Here is a 21527-nt window from a genome sequence, read left to right as displayed (position 1 = left end):
TGACACCAGTACAGGCCCGCTGGATGTCCGGATGGTCACCCGCGGAACAACGCCCTGTTTCGTCCTGCTCACTCGCGTAACCCCGGCGACACACCGCCGCGTTACCGTCGGAGTGTGGTCGACGCCTCGGGTGCCCGACGCCTCCTCGCACTCGCGCACGTCGCGTCGCGAGTCGAGGCGGGCCCACCCGTGCCGCCGGCGACGAGAGTGACCGTGCACTTCCATCCCGATCGGCTCGTGGCCGGCCGACCGTTGCTCGAGGTGCTGATCGAGGAGAACCTGTACCGATCGCAGTTCGTCACCGGCACGAGCAACGGCGGGTTCGATCCTGCGCCCGGCGGTCGTCGCCACGCATGGGAGTCCCGGATGTTCGGTGGGGCGTACGACCACGGCCCGGCATCGGAGCGCCCGATCTACGGCTCGCTGAATCACCGCCTGGAGCCCGCGGGCGGATCGGTGCGCTTCGGCTCCTCCCACCTGGTGCTCCGCCGAGACGTGCTGCCCCGGACCACCTTCTGCTACCCCGATTCCGTCCACGAGCCGACAGCCTTCGGCACGGGTGAGCGCATGCCACTCGTCGAGACGGCACTCTCCCACCACGACGTCGACGTGCTCGACGACTACATCGAGGCCCATGTCCACGGACCGCTACGACTCGACACCGATGTCGAGGCACTCGTTCTCGACCCGTCGTTCCGCGGGACCGAGCTGGACGCGATCGCCCGCCGGGCACCCGTTCCGGTGCGGTGGCACCACGGGTTCGAGCTGACATCGAGTCGGTTCGATCACTGCGCCGACTACCGCGGACCACACATCGCCGACCTCGCACGGTCCGTGGCGAGAGACGGGCGTCTCACCGCGTACATCGTCGGTCAGGCCGCGAACACCGGTGAGCACGACGATCAGCACGTCAAACAGCTCTGGCACTGCGTCGCGCGCTTCGGACACGACTGGTCCGACCGTCCGGGGGCCGCAACCTCACCTGCCGAGGGACGAATCGGACGGGGATAAACTGGGCTCACCATGCTCACACCCATCACGGTCGCCCTCTACGTGCTGCCACTCGTCGCCGCGGTCTGGGCACTGGTGAAGCTGATCCGCAATCAGGCGCTGCTCCTCGCGAACCGCGGTGACCGCGTGTTCTTCCGGTTCCTCGTCGGCATCGAGCTGCTCGTGCTCGCGCAGGCCGTGGTCGGTTTCGTCGCCCTGGCCTCCACCGACCGCGATGTGCACACCGTCACCTTCGGCGCGTACCTCATCGGTCTCGCGCTGCTGCTGCCGATCGGTGTGTGGTGGTCCCTCGGGGACCGCAGTCGCGGCGGCACCGCCGTCCTGATCGTCGTCACCCTCACCCTCGCGGTGATGGTGCTGCGTCTGAACCAGATCTGGGCCGGCCATGCCTGACACCGCACGCACGGACCTGCAGACGGCCACCCGGTCCGGCATCGGGCGCGTTCTCATCGCCCTCTACGCCCTGTTCTCCGTCGCGGCCGCGTCGCGCTCGGCGGTGCAGATCGGGACCCGGTTCGACGACGCACCGGTCGCGTACCTGCTGTCCGCGTTCGCCGCCCTGGTCTACATCGTCGGCACCGTGTGTCTTGCACGAGCCTCCGTGGTGTCGCGCCGCATCGCGACCATCTCCTGCGTCGTCGAGATAGTCGGTGTGCTCGCCGTCTCGATCGCCAGTTACGCCGTGCCGCAGGAGTTCCCGGAGCCCACGGTGTGGTCGCACTTCGGATCGGGCTACCTGTTCATCCCGGTGATCCTGCCGATCGCGGCGCTGTGGTGGCTGCGCCGGACGGACACCGGTAGGGCGGGGAAGGGCTGATTCGTCCACGCTGCGGCCACACGAACGAGCCTCCTCGCAGCGGGTACGGAATCACGCGTGACGTCTGGCCACCCGATCCGCACGCACGGTGGCGGCCACCAGGATCACAGCTTGCACCGCGAGACCTGCGGCGGGAACCGAAACCACCGCGGGCCCGATGTCGGCCTCGGTGATCGACGCGATCAGCCAGAGCGTGCTCGTCAGAACGACGACCACGACAGCGATGACACCGACGGCGAGAAAGTGCGCCGCGGCAGCTCGATGACCGGCTCGCCAGGCATCGCGGGACGCCGTCGTCGCCTTCGTGCGCAATCCCACGGCCGAATTCACGCCCACGTTCGTGCCCGCGCGTCCGCATCACAAGCGACAGGGACCCGAGGAGAACCACCCCGACGAGAAGTGACAGCACCGGAGCAGGTTCCACGAACTACCCCAGCTTCGCCAGGTTGGTCACACTCGTGCGCACGTCCGACTCCAGCACCTTCGCGACGACCCCGCCGATCGGGCCGGACAGCAACCCGCCGCGGAAGTTCGCGTCGAGGGTGAACTCCGATCCGGCGCCCTTCGGCGCGACGGACATCTTCAGATCGATCTTGATGCCGCCCTTGCCTTTGCCGAGCAGCGCGATCTCGTAGGGCTTGTCGTACTCGGTGATCGTCCAGGTGATCACGTTGCGGAAACCCTTGACCTTGATCAGCGAATCGATGGTGACGCCTTCCTTCAACGTGTCCGGCACGGGACTGCGCCATCCACCGAAGATGGTCATCCACTCCTGGAAGCTGGACAGATCGGACGCCCTGGCCCACGCCTCGTCCGGTGTCATCGTCGAATCCACCGTCACGTTCACTCCGGCCACGCGGCCCTCGCTTCCTGCCTCGTCGGTCCCGCGCGCGGGTCCTGCCACCGAGCGTGGCACCGCCCTCGAACATACCCAGCTCGCGAAGCACGCAATCTATCCTGAACCCATGGCATCGCTGGAGGTCGCGGGGCGACAGATCGCCCTGACCAACGTCGACAAGGTGCTGTGGCCGGAGACGGGCACCACCAAGGGCGAGGTGATCGACTACTACGTCGACATCGCGCCCGCGATGCTCCCCCACCTTCTCGGACGCCCGGTCACGCGGAAGCGATGGCCGAACGGGGTCCAGGCAGGCTCGTTCTTCGAGAAGAACCTCGCCGCGTCGGCCCCGGACTGGCTCGATCGACGACGTCTGCACCACTCCGACCGCGTCGTGGTCTACCCCGTCTTCCACACCGCCGCCGATCTCGCGTGGCTGGGACAGCAGGCTGCGCTGGAAGCCCATGTGCCGCAATGGACTTTCGACGGCGACGAGCAGGGCAAAGCCACCCGCATCGTCTTCGATCTCGATCCGGGCGAGGGCGTCGACCTCGACACCTGCGCGACCGTGGCCTGTGAGGTACGGGCGATGATCACCGACATCGGGCTCACCGCCCACCCCCTCACCAGTGGTAGCAAAGGCATACACCTGTACGTCCCGCTGGAGAAGCCGGTCTCGTCGTCCGGTGCCTCGACCGTCGCGAAACGCGTTGCGACGCTTCTCGAGGAGAAGATGCCCGATCTGGTCACCGCATCGATGTCGAAGGCTCTGCGGCCCGGGAAGATCTTCCTGGACTGGAGTCAGAACAACGGCAAGAAGACCACCATCGCGCCGTACTCGCTGCGCGGACGCGACCGCCCGACCGTCGCGGCTCCGCGGACGTGGGACGAGCTCTCCGGCGGCGGTCTCGCCCAACTGAGCTTCGAGGAGGTGCTCGCTCGCTTCCACCGGGACGGCGATCTGCTCGCCGGCCTCGATCCGGAGCCGGAGGCGTCGACGATCACCGACAGCCTCGGTCCGTACCGCGGCAAGCGGACTGCCTCGCGCACACCGGAACCCGTCCCGACGACATCGACGACTCGGGAATCCGCGGACCCGATCTTCGTCATCCAGGAACACCACGCACGTCGACTCCACTACGACTTCCGACTCGAGCGCGACGGCGTGCTGGTCTCGTGGGCGGTCCCGAAGAATCTGCCGACGGACGAGAAGAAGAACCATCTCGCCGTGCACACCGAGGACCATCCGATGGACTACGCATCCTTCGAGGGGACCATCCCGCAGGGCGAGTACGGCGGCGGCGAGGTCAGCGTCTGGGATCACGGCACCTTCACCACCGAGAAGTGGCGGGACGACGAGGTCATCGTCGAACTCGCGGGTGAGCGCGTCGCGGGCCGGTACGCACTGATCCGGACCGACGGGGACCAGTGGCTCGTGCACCGGATGACATCGCGCCCCCAGCCGACACGCACGGAGTTGCCCCAGCACCTGCGGCCGATGCTGGCGTCCGCCGGAACGCTGTCCGGACTCGAAACCGACGAGTGGTCGTTCGAGGGGAAATGGGACGGCGTCCGCATCGTCGCGACCCTCGACCACGGGGACGTCGTGCTCGAGAGTCGAACCGGACAGGACCTCACGCGCCGCTACGCGGGGATCACGGCGCTCGCCGCGGATCTGTCCGACCATGCGGTCGTACTGGACGGCGAGGCCGTGGTCTACCGCGCGGACGGAGTCACCAGCTTCCAGGCACTGCAGGACGCGCATCCCGACGACGTGCAGTTCATCTGCTTCGACATCCTCCACCTCGACGGCACGGATCTGACGGGCAAGAAGTTCACCGACCGGCGCAAGATCCTCGAGCTGCTCCTGACCGGCCTCGAGACGGCGACCGTCTCGCCGCTCCTGCCCGGCACAGCGGCGGGAGCACTGTCCGAGAGCGAACGCCGCGGGTGGGAGGGCATCGTCGCGAAGCGGCGGGACTCGACCTACGAGGTGGGCCGACGCAGCACCTCGTGGATCAAGGTGAAGAACTGGCGGACGCAGGAGGTGGTCATCGGCGGATGGCGCGCCGGCAAGGGTTCCCGCACCGGGAGCATCGGGTCGCTCCTGCTCGGCATCCCGTCGGAGAACGGACTGCACTACGTCGGGCGCGTCGGCACCGGGTTCACCGAGCGCCAGCGCGCGGACCTGCTGACACTGCTGCGCCCGAGCGTCGTCGACGAGTCACCGTTCGACGACCCTCTTCCCACCGCCGACCGCCGCGATGCGACGTGGGTGGCCCCCACCGTCGTCGGCGAGGTGCGGTTCTTCGAGTGGACGGACGGCGGCTCGTTGCGCCATCCGAGCTGGCGGGGCCTGCGTGAGGACAAGACCGTCGAGGACGTTCACCGCGAGGACTGAGCGCTCCCACTCGAGTGGGCAAAGTTTGGACCTTACACAAGAACCACCGAATACGGTTGTCGCCGTCGTGTCGCTTGCTTACGGTTCGATCACGGGGCCGGGGCGCCGTTTCCCGAGTGGAACCGAGCGCTCGGGCAGTGTTCAATGTGGCTGTCGTTCGATAACCGCACAGTCGGTTCGTAGGAGTGTTCCAGTGAGATCCATTCGTCGCCTCGTGCTCGCCGTGGTCACCGCAGCCGTCGTCGCTGCCGCCCTTCCGGGGACCGCAGCCGCAGACGCCCAGTACCCGACCCCCAGTGCCGACCCGTTCTACTCCGCGCCGGGCGACATCTCCGGGCTCGCACCGGGCACGATCCTCGCCAGCCGTCCGATGCCCAACCCGCCCAACTTCATCGGCGTGTCGACGTGGCAACTGGCGTTCCGCAGCACCGGCAGCGAGGGCAACCCCATCGTCGGTGTCACCACCGTCTTCGTCCCGCTGGGGAAGGCGCCCGACGGCCCGCTGCTCTCCTACCAGCAGATCGTCAATGCTCTCGGCCTGAAGTGCGCGCCCTCGCAGGCGTTGTGGTCGACCGACCCGAACGTCGTCATCCGCGACGCCGCCGCCTTGAACGCGGTGTTCACCCGCGGCTGGTCGGTCTCGATGCCGGACCACCTCGGCCCCAACAGTGCCTACGGTGCCGCCAAGCTGGGCGGTCAGATCACGCTGGACGGCATCCGCGCTGCCAAGAACTTCGATCCGCTGCAGCTGCGCAACAGCCCCGTCGGCATGGGCGGCTACTCCGGCGGCGGCATGGCCACCGCCTGGGCAGCCGCGTTGGCACCCTCGTACGCACCCGAGTTGAACATCGTGGGCAGCGCCCAGGGTGGCGTTCCGATGAACCTGTTGAAGATGGCCTACATGCTCGGCGAGAACACACCGCACCCCGTGTTCGGGCTGGCACTGGCCGCGGCGATCGGTCTCGGTCGCGAGTACCCGGACCGGATGCCCGTGTCGCAGAACCTGACTCCCCAGGGCACGTCGATGATGAATCAGATCGCCGACTCCTGCACCAACGACATCCTGGCCGTGGGCGCCAACCACAGCGCCGCGGAGATCACCGCGAACAAGTCGGTGTTCGCGGATCCGCAGGGCCGTGCCGTCGTGGAAGAGAACAGTGTCGAGCTCTACCCCGGCGTTCCGCGCGCACCGATCTTCGAGTGGCACAGCCCGACCGACGGGCTCATCCCCGTCGACGCCATCGACAGCACCACCGCCCGGTACTGCAGCGCCGGCGCTCGAGTGCAGACGCTGCTCACCCCGACACCCGACCACCTCAGTGGCGCGTTGCTCGGGCTGCCGTCCGCACTGCAGTGGCTGAACGATCGCTTCGCCGGCCTGCCTGCACCCAGCACCTGCTGATCGGAGGGTCAGGCGCGGACCGGTTCGTCGAACTGCGTGCGGTAGAGCTCGGAGTAACGACCCGAGTTCGCCAGCAGTTCGGTGTGCGTACCGCGCTCGACGACGCGGCCGTTCTCGATGACCAGGATGAGATCGGCCGCCCGGATGGTGGAGAGCCGGTGCGCGATGACGATGGACGTCCGTCCCTCCAGTGCCTCGGCGAGTGCCTCCTGCACCGCGGCCTCGGAAGTGGAGTCCAGTGACGCGGTGGCCTCGTCCAACACGACGACGGTGGGACGCGCCAGCAGCAGGCGGGCGATGGTGACGCGTTGACGCTCACCACCGGAGAAGCGATAGCCGCGCTCGCCGACCACGGTGTCCAGGCCGTCCGGCAGCGACAGCACCAACTCCTCGAGACGCGCACGCCGCAGCGCGGACCAGATCTCCTCCTCCGTCGCATCCGGGTGCGCCAGGGTGAGATTGGACCGCAACGTCTCGTGGAACAGGTGGCCGTCCTGCGTCACCATGCCGACGGTGCGCCGGATCGATTCGGCCGTCAGATCCCGCACGTCGACGTCGCCGATGCGCACGGCACCGGAATCCACGTCGTACAGCCGCGAGACGAGCTGCGCGATGGTCGACTTTCCTGCACCGGACGAGCCGACCAGGGCCACCATGTGTCCGGGCTCGGCGCGGAAGGACACCCCGTGGAGCACCTCCTCGCCGCCGCGAGCATCCAGGACGGACACGTCCTCCAGAGACGCCAGTGACACCTTGTCGGCCGATGGATAGGCGAAGCGGACGTCGTCGAACTCGACGGTGACCGGGCCCTCCGGAACCGCCCGGGCGTCGGGCTTGTCGGTGATGAGCGGATCGAGGTCGAGGATCTCGAAGACCCGCTCGAAGCTCACCACGGCGCTCATGATGTCGACGCGGGCGCTCGCCAGTGCGGTGAGCGGCGCGTACAGCCTGGTCAGAAGCAGCGCGAGAGTCACGACCGACCCTGCGTCGAGCTGCCCCCGCAGCGCGTAGAAGCCACCGAGGCCGTAGACGAGCGCGAGTGCCAGCGCGGACACGAGGGTCAGCGCCGTCACGAAGACGGTCTGGACCATGGCCGACCGCACGCCGATGTCGCGGACGCGGCCCGCCCGCAGCGCGAACTCGGCCGACTCGTGGTCCGGGCGTCCGAACAGCTTGATCAGTGTCGCGCCGGGAGCGGAGAAACGCTCCGTCATCTGCGTCGACATGGCCGCGTTGTGCGCGGCGGCCTCACGCTGCAGGCGGGCGAGCCGAGTGCCCATCCTGCGGGCCGGGAGCACGAAGATCGGCAACAGCAACAGTGCCAGCAGGGTGATCTGCCAGGAGATCCCGAGCATGACGACGAGGGTGAGCAGCAACGTCACGAGGTTGCTGACGACACCCGACAGCGTGCCGCTGAAGGCGCGCTGCGCCCCGATGACGTCGTTGTTCAGCCGCGAGACCAGGGCACCGGTGCGCGTGCGTGTGAAGAAGGCGATGGGCATCTTCTGCACGTGGTCGAACACGCGAGTACGGAGGTCGAGGATGAGGTTCTCGCCGATCCGCGCCGAGAGCCACCGGTTCACCAGCCCCGTACCGGCATCGAGCAACGCCACGACCGCGATGATGACGGCCAGTACGAGGACCGTCCCGTACGCGCTGCCCTGCACGATCGCGTCCACGACACGGCCGGCCAGCACGGGCGTCGCGACGGCCAGGACCGCCGCGACGACGCTGAGGATCAGGAACCCGACGAGCAGGGAGCGCAGGGGCCGCGCGAACACCATGATCCGCCGCACGGTCACCCGGGAGAACGGTCGGTGATCGTCGCCGTTGGTGTGCATCGATCGGTACATCTGGTTCCACGCGGTCATTTCCATACTCATGTGGAACCTCCTGTTACTCGTCACGATCTCTGCACACCCACGGCGCGGCCCGTTCACCTGCACTGAGGGCAACCCCCGCGCTGCCCCGCTCATTCCGTGGTCAGGCCGCGGCGACCTGCTCCCGCGCAGGTTCGAGGGCTTGGGCGACGATATCGGCGACGTCCGACATGGGCCGGACGTCGACGGCAGCCCGTACCTCGGCCGGCACGTCGTCGAGATCGGGCTCGTTCCGCGCGGGAACGAACACGGTGGTGAGTCCGGCGCGCTGAGCGGCGAGCAACTTCTGCTTCACCCCACCGATCGGGAGTACCCGACCGTTCAGGGAGACCTCGCCCGTCATGCCGACGTCGGACCGCACGGGTCGCCCCGTCGCCATCGACACCAGCGCGGTGACCATCGTGACGCCCGCGGACGGGCCGTCCTTCGGTACGGCGCCGGCCGGCACGTGGATGTGGATCGCCTTGTCCAACGCCGTGGGGTCCACCCCGAGTTCCGCCGCGTGCGACCGCACGTAGGAGAGCGCGATCTGCGCCGACTCCTTCATGACATCGCCGAGCTGACCGGTGAGGGTGAGGCCGGCGGTGTCACCCGTCGAGCTCGCCTCGATGAACAGGACGTCGCCGCCCAGACCGGTCACGGCCAGGCCCGTCGCGACACCGGGGACCTCGGTGCGTTCGTGTGCCTCGGGGGTGAAGCGGGGCCGTCCGAGGTAGGTGACCAGATCGGGCTCGTCCACGGTGATGGGCCGCTCGTCTTGCGCCAGCACGGTCGCCACCTTGCGCAACGCCTTCGCCAGCAGTCGCTCGAACTGACGGACACCGGGCTCACGGGTGTAGTCGGCGGCGATCGTGCGGAGTGCAGCGTCCGTGACGGTCACCTCGGCATCGGTCAGTGCAGCGCGGTCGACCTGCCGCGGGAGCAGGTGGTTCCGTGCGATGACGACCTTGTCGTCCTCGGTGTAGCCGTCGATGGTCACCAGTTCCATACGGTCCAGCAGCGCTGTCGGAATCTGGTCGATCACGTTGGCGGTCGCCAGGAACACCACGTCCGACAGGTCGAGATCGAGGTCCAGGTAATGGTCACGGAACGTGTGATTCTGAGCCGGATCGAGGACCTCGAGCAGCGCCGCCGCGGGGTCACCGCGGAAGTCCGATCCGATCTTGTCGATCTCGTCCAGCAGGACGACGGGATTCATCGAGCCTGCCTCGGCGATCGCACGCACGATCCGGCCCGGCAGGGCTCCGACGTACGTACGCCGGTGTCCGCGAATCTCGGCCTCGTCGCGCACGCCACCGAGGGCGACGCGAACGAACTTGCGGCCCAAAGCCTTCGCCACCGACTCGCCCAGCGAGGTCTTGCCGACGCCGGGAGGACCGGCCAGCACCATGACGGCACCGGATCCACGTCCGCCCACCACCGTCAGACCGCGTGAAGCGCGCCTCGACCGGACGGCCAGGTACTCGGTGATGCGGTCCTTCACGTCGTCGAGTCCGTGGTGGTCGGCATCGAGAACGGCGCGCGCTGCCACGATGTCCGTGCTGTCGTCGGTCGTCACCGTCCACGGCAATTCCAGGACCGTGTCCAACCACGTTCGGATCCAACCACTCTCGGGACTCTGATCGCTCGAGCGCTCCAGCCGGCCCACCTCGCGCAGCGCCGCCTCACGAACCGAGTCGGGCAGGTCTGCGGATTCGACGCGTCCGCGGTAGTCGTCGGCACCGTCGGGTTCGCCCTCGCCCAGCTCCTTGCGGATGGCGGCGAGTTGCTGGCGCAGCAGGAATTCCTTCTGCGTCTTCTCCATGCCGTCGCGGACGTCGCCGGCGATCTTGTCCGTCACCTCTACCTCGGCGAGGTGGTCGGTGGTCCACTCGGTCAGCACCGTCAATCGTGCTGCCACGTCCGGGGTCTCGAGCAACTGCCGCTTCTGGACATCGGTGAGCCACGACGCGTAGCCGGCGGTGTCAGCCAGCGCGGACGGGTCCGAGAGCTTGTTCACCGAGTCGATGACCTGCCATGCCTCGCGGCGCTGCAACATGGCCAGAACGAGCTTCTTGTACTCCGCGGCGAGAGTCCGTACGGCGTCCGTCGGCTCCGGCTCGGACACCGGCTCGGCCTCCACCCAGAGGGCCGCGCCGGGGCCGCTCACGCCGGACCCGATGTGCGCACGCTTCTCCGCCTTCAGCACCGCAGCCGGCTCACCGGTCGCGAGACGGCCGACCTGCACGATCGTCGCCACGACACCGTAGGCGGGGTAGCGGTCGTCCAGTCGTGGGGCGATCAGCAGAGTGCCGTCGGCGCTGGTCCGCGCGGCGTCGACCGCAGCGCGGGCAGCGTCGTCCAGTTCGACCGGCACGACCATGCCGGGCAGGACGACGGGGTCGGTCAGGAACAGAACGGGCAAGCGAGTCGATTCGCTCATGGGGTCCTCCAAAGTTCAGCGTGATCAGCTCAACTTGGCGGTGGGCCCCGGTGTTCCCGCAGATGAGGGCGTTCGCTGGAGGCGGACATGGCGGGCTCGAGAGTGGTTCCCGCAGGCATTCCATGCTCCCGCAGCGGCTGCAACCACTACCGCGAGGCGGAACACCCGCGGGAACGGTCAGCCGGCGGCGCTCACTCGCTCAGCGTCACGTCCACGCCGGTGACGGTCTTGAGGAACGGGCAGATCGACCGTGCCTGCTCGAGCACGTCGCCCGGGTTGTCGACGCCCGGCAGTGTCACGCCGAGGCGGTAGGCCGCGTCGTAGCCCGCGCCGTCCGCGGAGGACAGCGTCACCTGTCCCTCCACCGACGCGCCGTCGAGGGATCCCCCCGCGGTACCGACGGCGATGCGCAGCGACTCGAGCAGGCAGGAGCTCAGCGCAGCGGCCATCAACTGTTCGGGGTTGGTCGCCCCACCCGGACCCCCGAGGTCGGAGGGCTCGTGGACATCGAGGGAGAGCACGTCGTCGCTCGAGGAGATCGATCCGTCGGTGGCGGTGACAGTGGCGGTGTACAGGTCTTGACTCATGCCTGCCGGGTGTCCGCGAACCGCTGTCCGCAAACCACCGAGGTCAAGAGTGCTCGGCGAGGAAGCCGAGCACCTCGTCCTCGAACTTCCGCGGCTCGTCGAGAAACAGTGCGTGACTGCTGTTCTCGAACACGACGGTGCGCGCGCCGGGAATCGTGTCACCCACGTACTGTGCCGCTTCCCACGGAAACGCCTTGTCGTGCTTGCCCACCATGACCAGCGACGGCAGCTCGAGTGCCGGCAGCAGATCACGCCAGTCGTGATGGGTGTGGTCCGCCATCACCGCGTTGCGCGCCTCCGAGGAGATCTTCGTCATCTCCGCGAGGAGGACCTCGACACGCTCTGCGGGGAGGTCGGTGGCGGTGATCTCGTCGAGCTGTTCGCGGTCGAAGTTCTCGCGGTCGTACGTCACACGGCCCTGCACCGTGGCCAGCGACGCGTCGTCGAAGATGCTGGTGTGCGCCAGGGTCCACTCGGGCGTCCGGTACTGCCGCGGAGTCTGCGCGACGTAGATCGCCTGCGCCAGCAGGTCGGTGCCGAACAGCTCCTGGTAACTCCAGATCACGGGACAACCCAGTGACCACCCCAGGACTGTGACGTCCGTCAGCTCCAGCCCCACGAGCAGATCGCGGAGGTCCTTGGCCAACCTCGACACCCGGTAGCCGTGGCCCGGATCCTCCGAGTCACCGTGAGCGCGCAGATCGACGGTGATCACGCGGGCGTACTCGGCGAGCCGATCGACACTGCCGTCGAAGAAGCGGCCGCTGAATCCCCACCCGTGCAGCATCACGAGCGGCCGTCCCGTTCCCTGGTCGGTGTAGTGCAGGACTGTGCCGTCGCTGACGGTCCACGTACTCATCCTGCTGAGATACCCCACCGGACACCTGCGGTAACGGTGCGATCACGCACTCACGCCGAAGGTGCCGTCCGGCGCTACAGTGCGAGACACCAGCCGAGTCGCCCGTCAGGAGAGACCAGTGAGCGGTCCCACGCCCGAGTACGGCCAGCAGCCCGAGTACGGCGGGCAACCGCCGTACGGCCAGCAGCCTCAGTACGGTCAGCAGCCTCAGTACGGTCAGCAGCCCGGTTCGGGCGGGCAGTACCCACCACCCGGCGGCTACGACGGCGGCTACGGCCAGCCCCCGGTCAGCCCGAAGAACGGCGTGGGAATCGCGGCGCTGATTCTCGGCATCCTGTCGATCCTGGCCTTCTGGACCTTCGGATTCGGCATCTTCCTGGGCATCATCGCCGTGGTGCTCGGCGTGCTCGGCCGCGGCCGAGTCAAGCGTCGCGAAGCCACGAACGGCGGCGTCGCCACGACGGGGCTGGTGCTGGGTGTCCTCGGCATCATCGGTGGCGCGGTGTTCGTCGCCCTGACCGTGTGGGTGTTCAACGAGGTGGGAGTCGGCGACCTCGCGACCTGCCTCAGCGACGCCGGTGGCGACGCGACACGGGTCGAGCAGTGCCAGCAGCAGTTCACCGACAATCTGGAGAACCAGTTCTCGGTGACCTTGACGCCCGCTCCGACGCCGTGACAGGTGCGGAAGGGTTGACCGCGCGGTGGATCGGGCACACCGGTGCTCATGAGTGATTCCGTGAACGAGCCCGTCGACACCGCATCCATCGACCCGCGCGAGGAGTCCAAGGGCACGGGTGCGGACACTGCACAGAGTCCGGACGAGCGCGACGAGGCCGTGCGCGAGTTCGACAACCATGCCGAGGCCGAGCCGGCGCCGACCCTCGATCGGAGTGAAGCCGCCGTGGACGAGGGCAAGGATCTGCCCGCCCCGAGTCCGCGCGACGTGACCGCCGGCGACAAGGACGACAAGCAGACCGCTCGCCAGGAATGAGCCTCTGCTCTAGAAGAGCGTGACGGGTTCCTGTGCGCCCACCGGCTCGCACGGCGTCAGCGAACCGTCTCGGATCGCCCGCGCAGCGATTCCTGCCAGCTCGTCCGCCATCTCGTTGAACTGGTTGCCCACGTGTCCGCGGACCCAGCGGAACCGCACCGGACCCTCGCGCTCGGTGATGGCACGGTCGATCGCGCGGACCAGTTCCAGATTGCGCACCGGCCCACCCGTGGACGTGCGCCAGCCCTTGCGCTTCCATCCGGCGAGCCACTCCGACGCACACTTGATGGCGTACTGACTGTCCGACTCGATGAGCATCGGCTCCGGACCCGGATGCGCGGCCACGGCCTCGTACAACGCCCTGAGCTCGGCGATCTGATTCGTGCCGGACGCTTCTCCGCCGGAGGCGGACGGGCCGGTGTGGTCGACCCAGGCCCAGCCGATGGCCCCGCCGGGGTTCTTCAGGCACGAACCGTCGGTACTCACGATGATCACCCTCGAGACAGTACGGCCGAGGACCGACAATTCCGCGGTCCCGCGCCGAGCGCACACCCTGTCCACGGCTCGGCCTACTCTCGAACGTGAACCATCAGCCCAGACTTCGATCTGGACCGACACAGGGAGACGCCACGTGACCTCGCCGACCGACGATCGATCCGCCACCGAGATCCCGGAGAACTTCCGCGCCCTGGTCGCCCGGCAGACCGACGACGGTGTGGATCTGACGTCCGAGACGGTCGACCTGTCGTTCCTGCCCGAGGGCGAGGTGGTCGTCCGCGTCGAGTACTCGGGCGCCAACTACAAGGACGCCCTGGCCGTCACCCCGAAGGGCGGAGTGGTGCGGGAGTACCCCATCGTCCCCGGCATCGACCTCGCCGGTGTGGTGGTCTCCTCGACGTCCGACGGGGTGTCGGTCGGTGACCGCGTCGTGGCACACGGCTACGAGATCGGCACCGGACGTCACGGCGGCTACGCCGAGTACGCGCGCGTTCCGGCCGAGTGGGTCGTGCCACTCGCGGACGGACTGTCGACGGCCGACGCCGCCACCATCGGCACCGCGGGCTTCACCGCCGCACTCAGCGTGCAGGCCCTGCTGGCGCGTGGCCTCACCCCGTCCGACGGTCCGGTACTGGTCACCGGAGCGAGCGGTGGGGTCGGCAGTGTCAGCGTGGACCTGTTGTCGCAGGCCGGGTTCGAGGTGGTCGCCTCCACCGGCAAGGAGTCGGCACACGACCTGCTGACCACACTCGGCGCGTCCTCGATCATCGGCCGCCTCCCCGAGGACCCCGACGCGGCGCCGCGTCCCCTCGGGAAGGCGCAGTGGGCCGCCGCGGTCGACTGTGTCGGCGGCAAGACCCTCGCGCACGTACTCAGCACCACGAGGTACGGCGGCGCGGTCGCCGCCAGCGGGCTCACCGGGGGAGCAGGGCTCTCGACCACGGTGTTGCCCTTCATCCTCCGGGGAGTGGCCCTGCTGGGCATCGACTCGGTGCAGTTGCCCATCGAGGCCCGACGCACCCTGTGGAACGACCTGGCGGGTTCCCTGCGCCCGAGTCGGCTCGCCGAGGTCACCACCGAGGTGACTCTCGACGAGGTGGCGGGAGTGCTCGACTCCCTGCGCGACGGGGCCACCATCGGTCGCACCCTCGTCCGTGTCGGCTAGCTCGTTTCCCGTGCTCGACCCCGGACACACTTCCCGCGGCGGCGCGGTGGAGATCACGCTCACCTCGGATCGCCCACTCGCCCTGCGGTATTCGTTGTCGCCACACCGCCGCGGAGCGGGCGATCCGGCCCATCGGGTGGAGGCCGACGGATCCATCTGGCGCACCTCACGGTTTCGCACGGGGCCGGTGACGTATCACCTGCGCCAGGTGGACCGGTTCGAGGTGACCTGCGAGGCCTGGGGCGCCGGCTCCGCGGAGTTCCTCGACTCTCTTCCGGGGCTCGTGGGCATGGAGGACGACGCCGACGGATTCGCGCCCGAGCATCGCATCCTCGCGGAGGCGCATCGTCGATTTCCCCACCTGCGTATCGGCCGCACCGGGCAGGTCATGGAGGCGCTGGTCCCGGCCGTTCTGGAGCAGAAGGTGCACGGGGTCGCTGCCTTCGCGGCATGGCGCTACCTGCTCTCGAAGTTCGGCGAGCCGGCACCGGGACCGGCGCCCGCGGGGATGCGGGTACCGCCGCCCGCCGAGGTCTGGCGGCGGGTGCCGTCCTGGGAGTTCCACCGGGCGAACGTGGATCCGAAGCGCTCCAAGACGATCGTGCGGAGCGCCGCCCTGGCCGACAAGCTCGAACCGATCGTGTCCATGACGAGGGAGGATGCCGAGCGCCGGTTGCGCCACGTTCCCGGAATCGGCGTGTGGACCGCGGCCGAGGTGATGCAACGGGCGCTGGGAGATGCGGACGCTCTGTCCGTCGGCGACTACCACCTGGCGTCGGTGATCGGATGGACGTTGACGGGGGCACCGATGACGGACGACGAGATGCTCGAGTACCTGGCGCCGATCCGGCCGCACCGCTATCGCGCGGTACGTCTGCTCGAGGTCAGCGGAACGGCCCTGCGCCCGAAGTTCGGTCCACGCACCGTGGTCACCGACCACCGCCATCACTGACGGACGCTGGAAGGTGTGTGCACACAGGCACCCGTGAGCGCACACCATCTCCCGCACGCAAGAGCGGGTGTTCGGTTCACGCAGGCTGTGTCCACGCGGCTGCGGGAACAACCGGAGTACAGTTTAAGTTGAAGCTTCAAGCTAGCGACAACGCCTCGATCCGAAGGGACCTCTCATGGCCATCTCCCGTCTGAACCACGCCGTGCTCTACGTGCGCGACGCCCAGCGCAGCGCACGCTTCTACTCGGACGTGCTCGGTTTCCGCGTCGTCATGTCCATGGGCGATCGCGCCGTGTTCGTGCAGGCGCCGGACAGCACGAACGACCACGACCTCGGCCTGTTCTCCGTCGGCGACGGAGCGGGCGCGTCCCCGGCCGGCCGCAGCACCGTCGGGCTCTACCACCTGGCCTGGGAGGTGCAGACGCTGTCCGATCTCGTCGACCTGCGGGAGAAGCTGGCCACCGCGGGCGCACTGGTCGGCGCATCCGATCACTCGACGTCCAAGAGTCTCTACGGCCAGGATCCCGACGGCATCGAGTTCGAGATCGCCTGGCTCGTTCCCGCGGACCGCATCGACGACGCCGTCCTCCACGGTCGTTCCAGCATCGCTCCGCTGGACCTCGACGCGGAGATCGCTCGATACGGCGCCGACACCACGGGCGGCATCGGCGTCAGCACGGCGGCGCTGTCCTGACGGACGCCTCTCACCCGGTGCAGGGCGGAAATAGCGACGGCTCACAGGTGTTGCACCGAACATGACTCGTATCGGAACCTCGGACCTGGACGTCTTCCCGCTCGCACTCGGTGCCAACACCTTCGGATGGACGAGCGACGAGCCGGACTCGCACCGCATCATCGAGGCCTTCCTCGGAGCCGGTGGTTCGCTGATCGACACCGCGGACTCGTACTCCGCCTTCGCCCCCGGCAACTCGGGCGGCGAGTCGGAGACGGTGATCGGGAACTGGTTCACCTCGACGGGCCGGCGCGACGACGTCGTCCTGGCCACCAAGGTGAGCCAGCACCCCCAGTTCAAGGGTCTGGCCGCGGGCACGGTCGCTGCTGCGGCCGACGCGTCGTTGCAGCGCCTGCAGACCGATCGCATCGACCTCTACTACGCACACTTCGATGACGCGGACACCCCGCTCGAGGAGACGGTGGCCGCCTTCGACGCACTCGTGAAGGCCGGCAAGGTGCGGTATGTCGGCATCTCCAACTACACGGCGGAGCGCGCGCGGCAGTGGATCGACATCGCACAGCGCGAGGGGTTCGACGCACCCGTGGCGCTGCAGCCGCACTACAACCTGGTGCATCGCCGCAGCTACGAGCCGGAGCTGATGGAGGTCGCCGAGAAGAATCTGTTGGGCGTCTTCCCGTACTTCGCGCTCGCCTCGGGCTTCCTGACGGGCAAGTACCGCACGCGCGAGGACATCGAGGGCACACCCCGTGCAGCGATGACGTCCGGCTACTTCAGTGACGCCGGCCTCGAGGTCGTCGGTGCGCTCGACGACATCGCGGACGCTCACGGCTCCGCGATCCCCACCGTGGCACTGGCGTGGCTGCTCTCCCGCAACGGCATCGTGGCACCCATCGCCAGCGCGAGCCGTCTCGAACAGCTCGCGTCCCTGACGGACGCCTCGACGTTGTCGCTGACCGCCGACGAGCTCGACCGTCTGACCGCATTGTCGGACAAGGTCGGCGAGTAGCGTCGTCTCGGTGGTCACGCCGAGACGAGAGCGCAACCCCGAGGGCCGGCCGCAGAACGGCCGGCCCCGCGACGGGCTCGGACGTCCCCTGCCCCGCGGAGCCGTGGGCGTCGAGCGCATTCCGGACGACGTCCAGCTCCCGCCGGTCGAGTCCCTGGTCCGTGCCCAGCAACTCCTCGACGACGGCATGCCCTTCCACGCGCACGAGATCCTCGAAGGCACGTGGAAGATCAGTACGCCAGGGGAACGTGCACTGTGGCAGGGTCTGGCCCAGCTCGCCGTCGGTCTCACCCACCTGCTGCGGGGGAATCGCGTGGGAGCCACCTCGCTGTTGACGCAGGGACGTGATCGCATCGGGACGTACGCCGACGCGCCCCACGACATCGACATCGCGGGCCTGATGCGGTGGGCCGACCTTCTGGTGGCTGCGCTGGACCGCGGGGAGTCCCCGCTTCCGACAGTCCCGCACCTCACGCATCGCCGACAGTTCACCTGACCGTCACACGGATCGGGAACACATCGCGGCCGCACGGTGCTGCACCCCGGGTGACGACAGACTCCCGCACCACCTCGGCGACTCCCGGCACGGCAGTCGGTACGTCCGACCAGCCGGCCGCACCCTCCAGGCTTCGCACCATCCTGGTTCTCGGCGCCCTCGTCGCGCTGGGGCCGCTCACGATCGACGTCTACCTCCCGGCGCTGCCCGCGATCACCGAGGACCTCGGGTCCACGGATGCCGCGGTGCAGTTCACCCTCACCGGCACCCTCATCGGACTGGCCGTGGGACAGCTGGTGATCGGGCCGCTCTCGGACTCCCTGGGACGTCGACGGCCCCTCATCGCCGGAACGATGATCCACATCGTCGCGTCGCTCCTGTGCATGATCGCTCCGACCGTCGGCGTCCTGGGTGTGACCCGAGCCCTGCAGGGCTTCGGTGCCGCCGCCGCCATGGTCATCGCGATCGCCATCGTCCGCGACCTGTTCGACGGCAGGGCCGCCGCCACCGTGATGTCGCGTCTGGTCCTGGTCATGGGCGTCGCGCCGATCGTGGCACCCAGCCTCGGCAGCCTCGTCCTCATCCACGGGTCGTGGCGCGGCGTGTTCGCCGGGCTCGCGGTCGTGGGTGCCGCCCTCATGCTCGTGGCGATGTTCCTGCTGAAGGAGACGCTCCCCGAAGAGCGTCGTCGACCCAACGAGTTCCTGCCCGTCCTGCGCACCTACGGATCGTTGCTCGGCGACCGACGGTTCGTGGTTCTCGTTCTCGTGGCCGGCCTCGGAATGTCCGCGCTGTTCGCCTACATCTCCGGCAGCTCGTTCGTGCTGCAGGACGGCTACGGACTCGGCGAGCAGCAGTTCGCCCTGGTGTTCGGCATCGGCGCCGTCGCACTGATCAGCGCGTCGCAACTCAACGTCCTGGCGCTGCAGCGCTTCACCCCGCAGCGGATCGTCACCGTGGCACTGGTCGCGATGGCAGCGTCCGGCGCCGCCCTCATCGTCACCACGACCACCGGATTCGGCGGCATCGTCGGATTCATGGTGCCCGTGCTGTTCGTGCTGGCGTCGGCAGGTTTCGTCATGCCCAACTCCCCGGCGCTCGCCCTGTCACGCCACGGTGAGGCCGCCGGCACCGCCGCCGCTCTGCTGGGTGCCGCGCAGTTCGGCATCGGTGCGCTCATCGCGCCTCTGGTGGGCGTCCTCGGCAACGACGGCCCGGCCATGGCCATCGCGATGACCGGTGGCGCGACCATCGCGCTGCTCGCTCTCGCGAGCGTCCGGTCCGAGAAGCCGGTACCCGCCGACGCGGTCTGACTCAGAGCGAGCGGAGGTACGCGACGTCGTCCTTCATGCCGTCGGCGGGCGTCTCCAGCATCACCGGAGCGTCCGCCGCGGCGGCGACGGCGGCCAGCACCTCGGCCTCGATCTCGCCGCTCTCGAGATTGGCGTGACGGTCGCGAGCCGAATCGAACTCGTCGCGAGAGTTGTTCAGGTGCACCAGGTCGATGCGTCCGGTGATCGCCTTGACGCGCTCCACGGCGTCCACGAGGTCCTCGCCGCCGGCCCAGGCGTGGCACGTGTCGAGGCAGAACCCTGCTCCGAACTCCCCGACGGCGTCCCAGAGGCGAGCGATGGCGTCGAAGCGCCGCGCCATCGCGAAGTCGCCGCCGGCGGTGTTCTCGATCCAGATCGGAACCGCGAATCCACCGGACTCGGCCTGCCGTTCGAACAGCTTGCGCCAGTTGGCCACTCCCTCGGCGGGATCCTCCCCGTCGCGAACGTGTCCACCGTGGACCACCAACCCGAGGGCACCGATCTCTGCGGCCACGTCGGCCTGCTGCGCGACGGCCTTGCGGGACGGGATGCGGATGCGGTTGTTCAGGCTCGCGACGTTGATGACGTAGGACGAGTGGACGACGATGTCGACCGCACTGTCCCGGACCGCCTCCAACCCCGAACCGACAACGGGCTTGTTCCACTTCTGCGGGTCCGTGAGAAACAGTTGCACCAGGTCGACGTCGAGATCCTCGGCCTCGCCGAGCGGGTTCTCCGAGTTGCGGACGTGTGCACCGATACGCATGTCCCGACCTTACTCGAGCGGACCCAGCTCCTCGTCGAGTACTCGCTGCACCACCCGCATCGCTGCGAGCGCCGCCGGCGCGCCGCAGTAGCCACTGGCGTGGACCACGGACTCCACGATCTCCTCGCGGGTCAGACCGTTGGTGAGTGCGCCCCGGATGTGCCCGCCGAGCTCCTGCTCGGCCCGGAGGGCGATCAGCATGCCGATGTTCAGCAGGCTCCGACTCCGTCGGTCGAGGCCCGGCCTGTTCCACACGGCGTCCCACACGTGCTCGGTGACGTGGCGTTGCAACGCTTCCGAGTCGGTGCCCGTGCTGTTCTCGAGGGCGGCCGCGACGAAGGTATCGCCCATCACCTCGCGGCGGACCGCGAGACCGTCCCGATAGGCATCACTCACTGCAGCGTCACCACGACTTTGCCTGTGGCGGTCCGGTTCTCGAGAGATGCGATGGCCTCGCCGGCCTTGTCGAGCGGGTACACCACCGGCTCCGGCGCCACCAGCGCGCCCGAGGCGAACAGCGGCTCGAGCTCGGCCCACTGCGTCGTCGTGTAGCCGGGCCGGCTCATCCACCACGCACCCCATCCGGCGCCGACGACCTCGACGTTGCTCAGCAGCAGTCGGTTGACCTTGACCGTCGGGATGTCGCCACCGGTGAAGCCGATGACCACGAGTCGACCCGCCGGCGCCAGCGATCGGATGCTGTCGGTGAAGCGATCCCCGCCGACGGGGTCGATGACGATGTCGACTCCCCGGCCACCGGTGAGTTCCTTGACCGTGTCCTTCCAGCCCTCGCCGTTCGGGCCCTGCAGCATCACCACATCGGTGGCGCCCGCGGCGCGAGCGACCTCGGCCTTGGCCTCGCTGCTCACCACAGCGATGGTGCGTGACGCTCCCAGTACCGGAGCGAGTCGCAACGTCGATGTCCCGATGCCGCCACCGGCGCCGTGGACCAGGACGGTCTCGCCCTCGGCCAGACGTCCGCGCTCGCGGAGGGCGAAGTGCACCGTCAGATCGTTGAACAGCAGTCCCGCACCGGCCTCGAACGAGACGGCGTCGGGCAGCGCGAAGACGAGGTCGGGGGTCGCCACCGCCACCTCGGCCATACCGCCGCCGAATCCGGTCAGCGCCGCCACTCGGTCACCGGGCGCGAATCCCGAGCCCTCGGGCGCGGACCGCACGACACCGGCGACCTCGCTTCCGGGCACGAACGGCAGGTCCGGCTTGTACTGGTAGAGCCCACGACTGAGCAGTGCGTCGGGGAAGGCCACGCCGGCCGCACGCACGTCGATCACCACGCCGTCGCCGGTGGGCTCGTCGAGATCGGTGAGGGTGAGGGCTTCGGGGCCTTCGAGGGTGGTCACCTGCACTGCGCGCACGGACTGTCCTTTCGCCGGTCGACGGTCGAGGGGTGGTGCGAGTCGACTCG

23 protein-coding genes are annotated in these 21527 nt (G+C 68.6%); 13 read left to right on the top strand and 10 right to left on the bottom strand.

From position 1 onward, the window contains the following. The first annotated feature begins 114 nt into the window (after nt 1–114). From QE397_RS20800 to QE397_RS20790, 3 genes are read left to right on the top strand one after another with little or no spacing between them, the layout of a single operon-like run. Nucleotides 115–1011 (top strand): DUF3626 domain-containing protein, encoded by an 897-nt coding sequence (locus QE397_RS20800; protein ID WP_056441063.1) that lies wholly within the window; start codon nt 115–117, stop codon nt 1009–1011. 12 nt (nt 1012–1023) lie between these two features. Beyond that, nucleotides 1024–1404, top strand: coding sequence for a hypothetical protein (locus QE397_RS20795; protein WP_307097070.1), 381 nt, complete (start codon nt 1024–1026; stop codon nt 1402–1404). Further along, entirely contained in the window at nt 1397–1828 is a 432-nt protein-coding gene (locus QE397_RS20790; protein WP_027506090.1) for a hypothetical protein, read from the top strand. The genes QE397_RS20795 and QE397_RS20790 overlap by 8 nt, the downstream gene beginning before the upstream one ends. Nucleotides 1829–1879: 51 nt before the next feature. Here the strand turns inward: QE397_RS20790 and QE397_RS20785 are convergent, their stop codons facing one another. Next, nucleotides 1880–2158: an SdpI family protein gene (locus QE397_RS20785; protein ID WP_307097067.1), complete on the bottom strand. Its 279-nt coding sequence runs from the start codon at nt 2156–2158 to the stop codon at nt 1880–1882. Between the two features lie 97 nt (nt 2159–2255). Next, nucleotides 2256–2684 carry an SRPBCC family protein gene (locus tag QE397_RS20780; protein WP_056442173.1) on the bottom strand — a complete coding sequence of 143 codons (429 nt, stop codon included), beginning with the start codon at nt 2682–2684 and terminating at the stop codon, nt 2256–2258. Nucleotides 2685–2793: 109 nt separating this feature from the next. On the opposite strand from QE397_RS20780, the gene QE397_RS20775 reads away from it, so the two are divergent. Beyond that, entirely contained in the window at nt 2794–5067 is a 2274-nt protein-coding gene (locus QE397_RS20775; protein WP_307097064.1) for an ATP-dependent DNA ligase, read from the top strand. Between the two features lie 193 nt (nt 5068–5260). Then, nucleotides 5261–6469 carry a lipase family protein gene (locus QE397_RS20770; RefSeq protein WP_307097062.1) on the top strand — a complete coding sequence of 403 codons (1209 nt, stop codon included), beginning with the start codon at nt 5261–5263 and terminating at the stop codon, nt 6467–6469. 8 nt (nt 6470–6477) lie between these two features. Here the strand turns inward: QE397_RS20770 and QE397_RS20765 are convergent, their stop codons facing one another. The 4 genes from QE397_RS20765 to QE397_RS20750 all read right to left on the bottom strand — a co-directional run bounded on the left by QE397_RS20765 (nt 6478) and on the right by QE397_RS20750 (nt 12217). Continuing rightward, complete coding sequence (locus QE397_RS20765; protein WP_056441049.1) at nt 6478–8352, bottom strand: ABC transporter ATP-binding protein; 1875 nt, start codon at nt 8350–8352, stop codon at nt 6478–6480. Nucleotides 8353–8452: 100 nt separating this feature from the next. Further along, nucleotides 8453–10771: an endopeptidase La gene (gene lon, locus QE397_RS20760; protein WP_222646397.1), complete on the bottom strand. Its 2319-nt coding sequence runs from the start codon at nt 10769–10771 to the stop codon at nt 8453–8455. Between the two features lie 191 nt (nt 10772–10962). Next, a complete protein-coding gene (locus QE397_RS20755) occupies nt 10963–11358 on the bottom strand; it encodes an OsmC family protein (RefSeq protein WP_027506084.1) in 396 nt (131 codons plus the stop codon). Between the two features lie 43 nt (nt 11359–11401). Further along, nucleotides 11402–12217 (bottom strand): alpha/beta fold hydrolase, encoded by an 816-nt coding sequence (locus tag QE397_RS20750; protein ID WP_307097057.1) that lies wholly within the window; start codon nt 12215–12217, stop codon nt 11402–11404. 118 nt (nt 12218–12335) lie between these two features. On the opposite strand from QE397_RS20750, the gene QE397_RS20745 reads away from it, so the two are divergent. Then, nucleotides 12336–12893, top strand: a complete 558-nt coding sequence (locus QE397_RS20745; RefSeq protein ID WP_307097055.1) for a DUF4190 domain-containing protein — start codon at nt 12336–12338, stop codon at nt 12891–12893. Nucleotides 12894–12941: 48 nt separating this feature from the next. After that, nucleotides 12942–13208: a hypothetical protein gene (locus QE397_RS20740; RefSeq protein WP_056695702.1), complete on the top strand. Its 267-nt coding sequence runs from the start codon at nt 12942–12944 to the stop codon at nt 13206–13208. A gap of 9 nt (nt 13209–13217) precedes the next feature. On the opposite strand, the gene QE397_RS20735 is transcribed toward QE397_RS20740, so the two are convergent. Further along, nucleotides 13218–13703 (bottom strand): ribonuclease H, encoded by a 486-nt coding sequence (locus QE397_RS20735; RefSeq protein WP_027506082.1) that lies wholly within the window; start codon nt 13701–13703, stop codon nt 13218–13220. A 136-nt stretch (nt 13704–13839) separates the two neighbouring features. Between QE397_RS20735 and QE397_RS20730 the strand changes: the two genes are divergently transcribed. From QE397_RS20730 to QE397_RS20705, 6 genes are all read left to right on the top strand, one after another. After that, entirely contained in the window at nt 13840–14871 is a 1032-nt protein-coding gene (locus tag QE397_RS20730; protein WP_285186610.1) for an oxidoreductase, read from the top strand. Next, nucleotides 14861–15823 (top strand): DNA-3-methyladenine glycosylase, encoded by a 963-nt coding sequence (locus tag QE397_RS20725; protein WP_373425267.1) that lies wholly within the window; start codon nt 14861–14863, stop codon nt 15821–15823. Before QE397_RS20730 ends, QE397_RS20725 begins: the two co-directional genes overlap by 11 nt. Before the next feature lie 175 nt (nt 15824–15998). Continuing rightward, on the top strand, nt 15999–16517 hold the full coding sequence (locus tag QE397_RS20720; RefSeq protein WP_027506079.1) for a VOC family protein: 519 nt from the start codon (nt 15999–16001) through the stop codon (nt 16515–16517). 61 nt (nt 16518–16578) lie between these two features. Continuing rightward, entirely contained in the window at nt 16579–17526 is a 948-nt protein-coding gene (locus QE397_RS20715; protein ID WP_307097050.1) for an aldo/keto reductase, read from the top strand. Nucleotides 17527–17536: 10 nt separating this feature from the next. Then, nucleotides 17537–18022: a DUF309 domain-containing protein gene (locus QE397_RS20710; protein WP_307097048.1), complete on the top strand. Its 486-nt coding sequence runs from the start codon at nt 17537–17539 to the stop codon at nt 18020–18022. 50 nt (nt 18023–18072) lie between these two features. Continuing rightward, on the top strand, nt 18073–19335 hold the full coding sequence (locus QE397_RS20705) for a multidrug effflux MFS transporter (protein ID WP_307097045.1): 1263 nt from the start codon (nt 18073–18075) through the stop codon (nt 19333–19335). Nucleotide 19336: 1 nt separating this feature from the next. Here the strand turns inward: QE397_RS20705 and QE397_RS20700 are convergent, their stop codons facing one another. From QE397_RS20700 to QE397_RS20690, 3 genes are read right to left on the bottom strand one after another with little or no spacing between them, the layout of a single operon-like run. Further along, entirely contained in the window at nt 19337–20101 is a 765-nt protein-coding gene (locus QE397_RS20700; RefSeq protein ID WP_027506076.1) for a deoxyribonuclease IV, read from the bottom strand. 9 nt (nt 20102–20110) lie between these two features. Further along, a complete protein-coding gene (locus QE397_RS20695; RefSeq protein ID WP_051613431.1) occupies nt 20111–20452 on the bottom strand; it encodes a carboxymuconolactone decarboxylase family protein in 342 nt (113 codons plus the stop codon). Between the two features lie 41 nt (nt 20453–20493). Next, entirely contained in the window at nt 20494–21477 is a 984-nt protein-coding gene (locus QE397_RS20690; protein WP_027506074.1) for an NADPH:quinone oxidoreductase family protein, read from the bottom strand. Between the last annotated feature and the right edge of the window lie 50 nt (nt 21478–21527).

The organism is Rhodococcus sp. SORGH_AS_0301 (assembly GCF_030818285.1).
Lineage (GTDB): Bacteria > Actinomycetota > Actinomycetes > Mycobacteriales > Mycobacteriaceae > Rhodococcoides.
Note: the sequence above shows the minus strand (reverse complement) of the source record. Positions and strands in the feature narration are given on the sequence as shown.

Coding starts and splice junctions, on each gene's coding strand:
- QE397_RS20720 (WP_027506079.1), top strand. CDS start 15,999: ATGGCCATCTCCCGTCTGAACCACGCCGTGCTCTACGTGCGCGACGCC.
- QE397_RS20765 (WP_056441049.1), bottom strand. CDS start 8,352: ATGAGTATGGAAATGACCGCGTGGAACCAGATGTACCGATCGATGCAC.
- QE397_RS20740 (WP_056695702.1), top strand. CDS start 12,942: ATGAGTGATTCCGTGAACGAGCCCGTCGACACCGCATCCATCGACCCG.
- QE397_RS20700 (WP_027506076.1), bottom strand. CDS start 20,101: ATGCGTATCGGTGCACACGTCCGCAACTCGGAGAACCCGCTCGGCGAG.
- QE397_RS20715 (WP_307097050.1), top strand. CDS start 16,579: ATGACTCGTATCGGAACCTCGGACCTGGACGTCTTCCCGCTCGCACTC.
- QE397_RS20695 (WP_051613431.1), bottom strand. CDS start 20,452: ATGGGCGATACCTTCGTCGCGGCCGCCCTCGAGAACAGCACGGGCACC.
- lon (WP_222646397.1), bottom strand. CDS start 10,771: ATGAGCGAATCGACTCGCTTGCCCGTTCTGTTCCTGACCGACCCCGTC.
- QE397_RS20795 (WP_307097070.1), top strand. CDS start 1,024: ATGCTCACACCCATCACGGTCGCCCTCTACGTGCTGCCACTCGTCGCC.
- QE397_RS20750 (WP_307097057.1), bottom strand. CDS start 12,217: ATGAGTACGTGGACCGTCAGCGACGGCACAGTCCTGCACTACACCGAC.
- QE397_RS20790 (WP_027506090.1), top strand. CDS start 1,397: ATGCCTGACACCGCACGCACGGACCTGCAGACGGCCACCCGGTCCGGC.
- QE397_RS20755 (WP_027506084.1), bottom strand. CDS start 11,358: ATGAGTCAAGACCTGTACACCGCCACTGTCACCGCCACCGACGGATCG.
- QE397_RS20775 (WP_307097064.1), top strand. CDS start 2,794: ATGGCATCGCTGGAGGTCGCGGGGCGACAGATCGCCCTGACCAACGTC.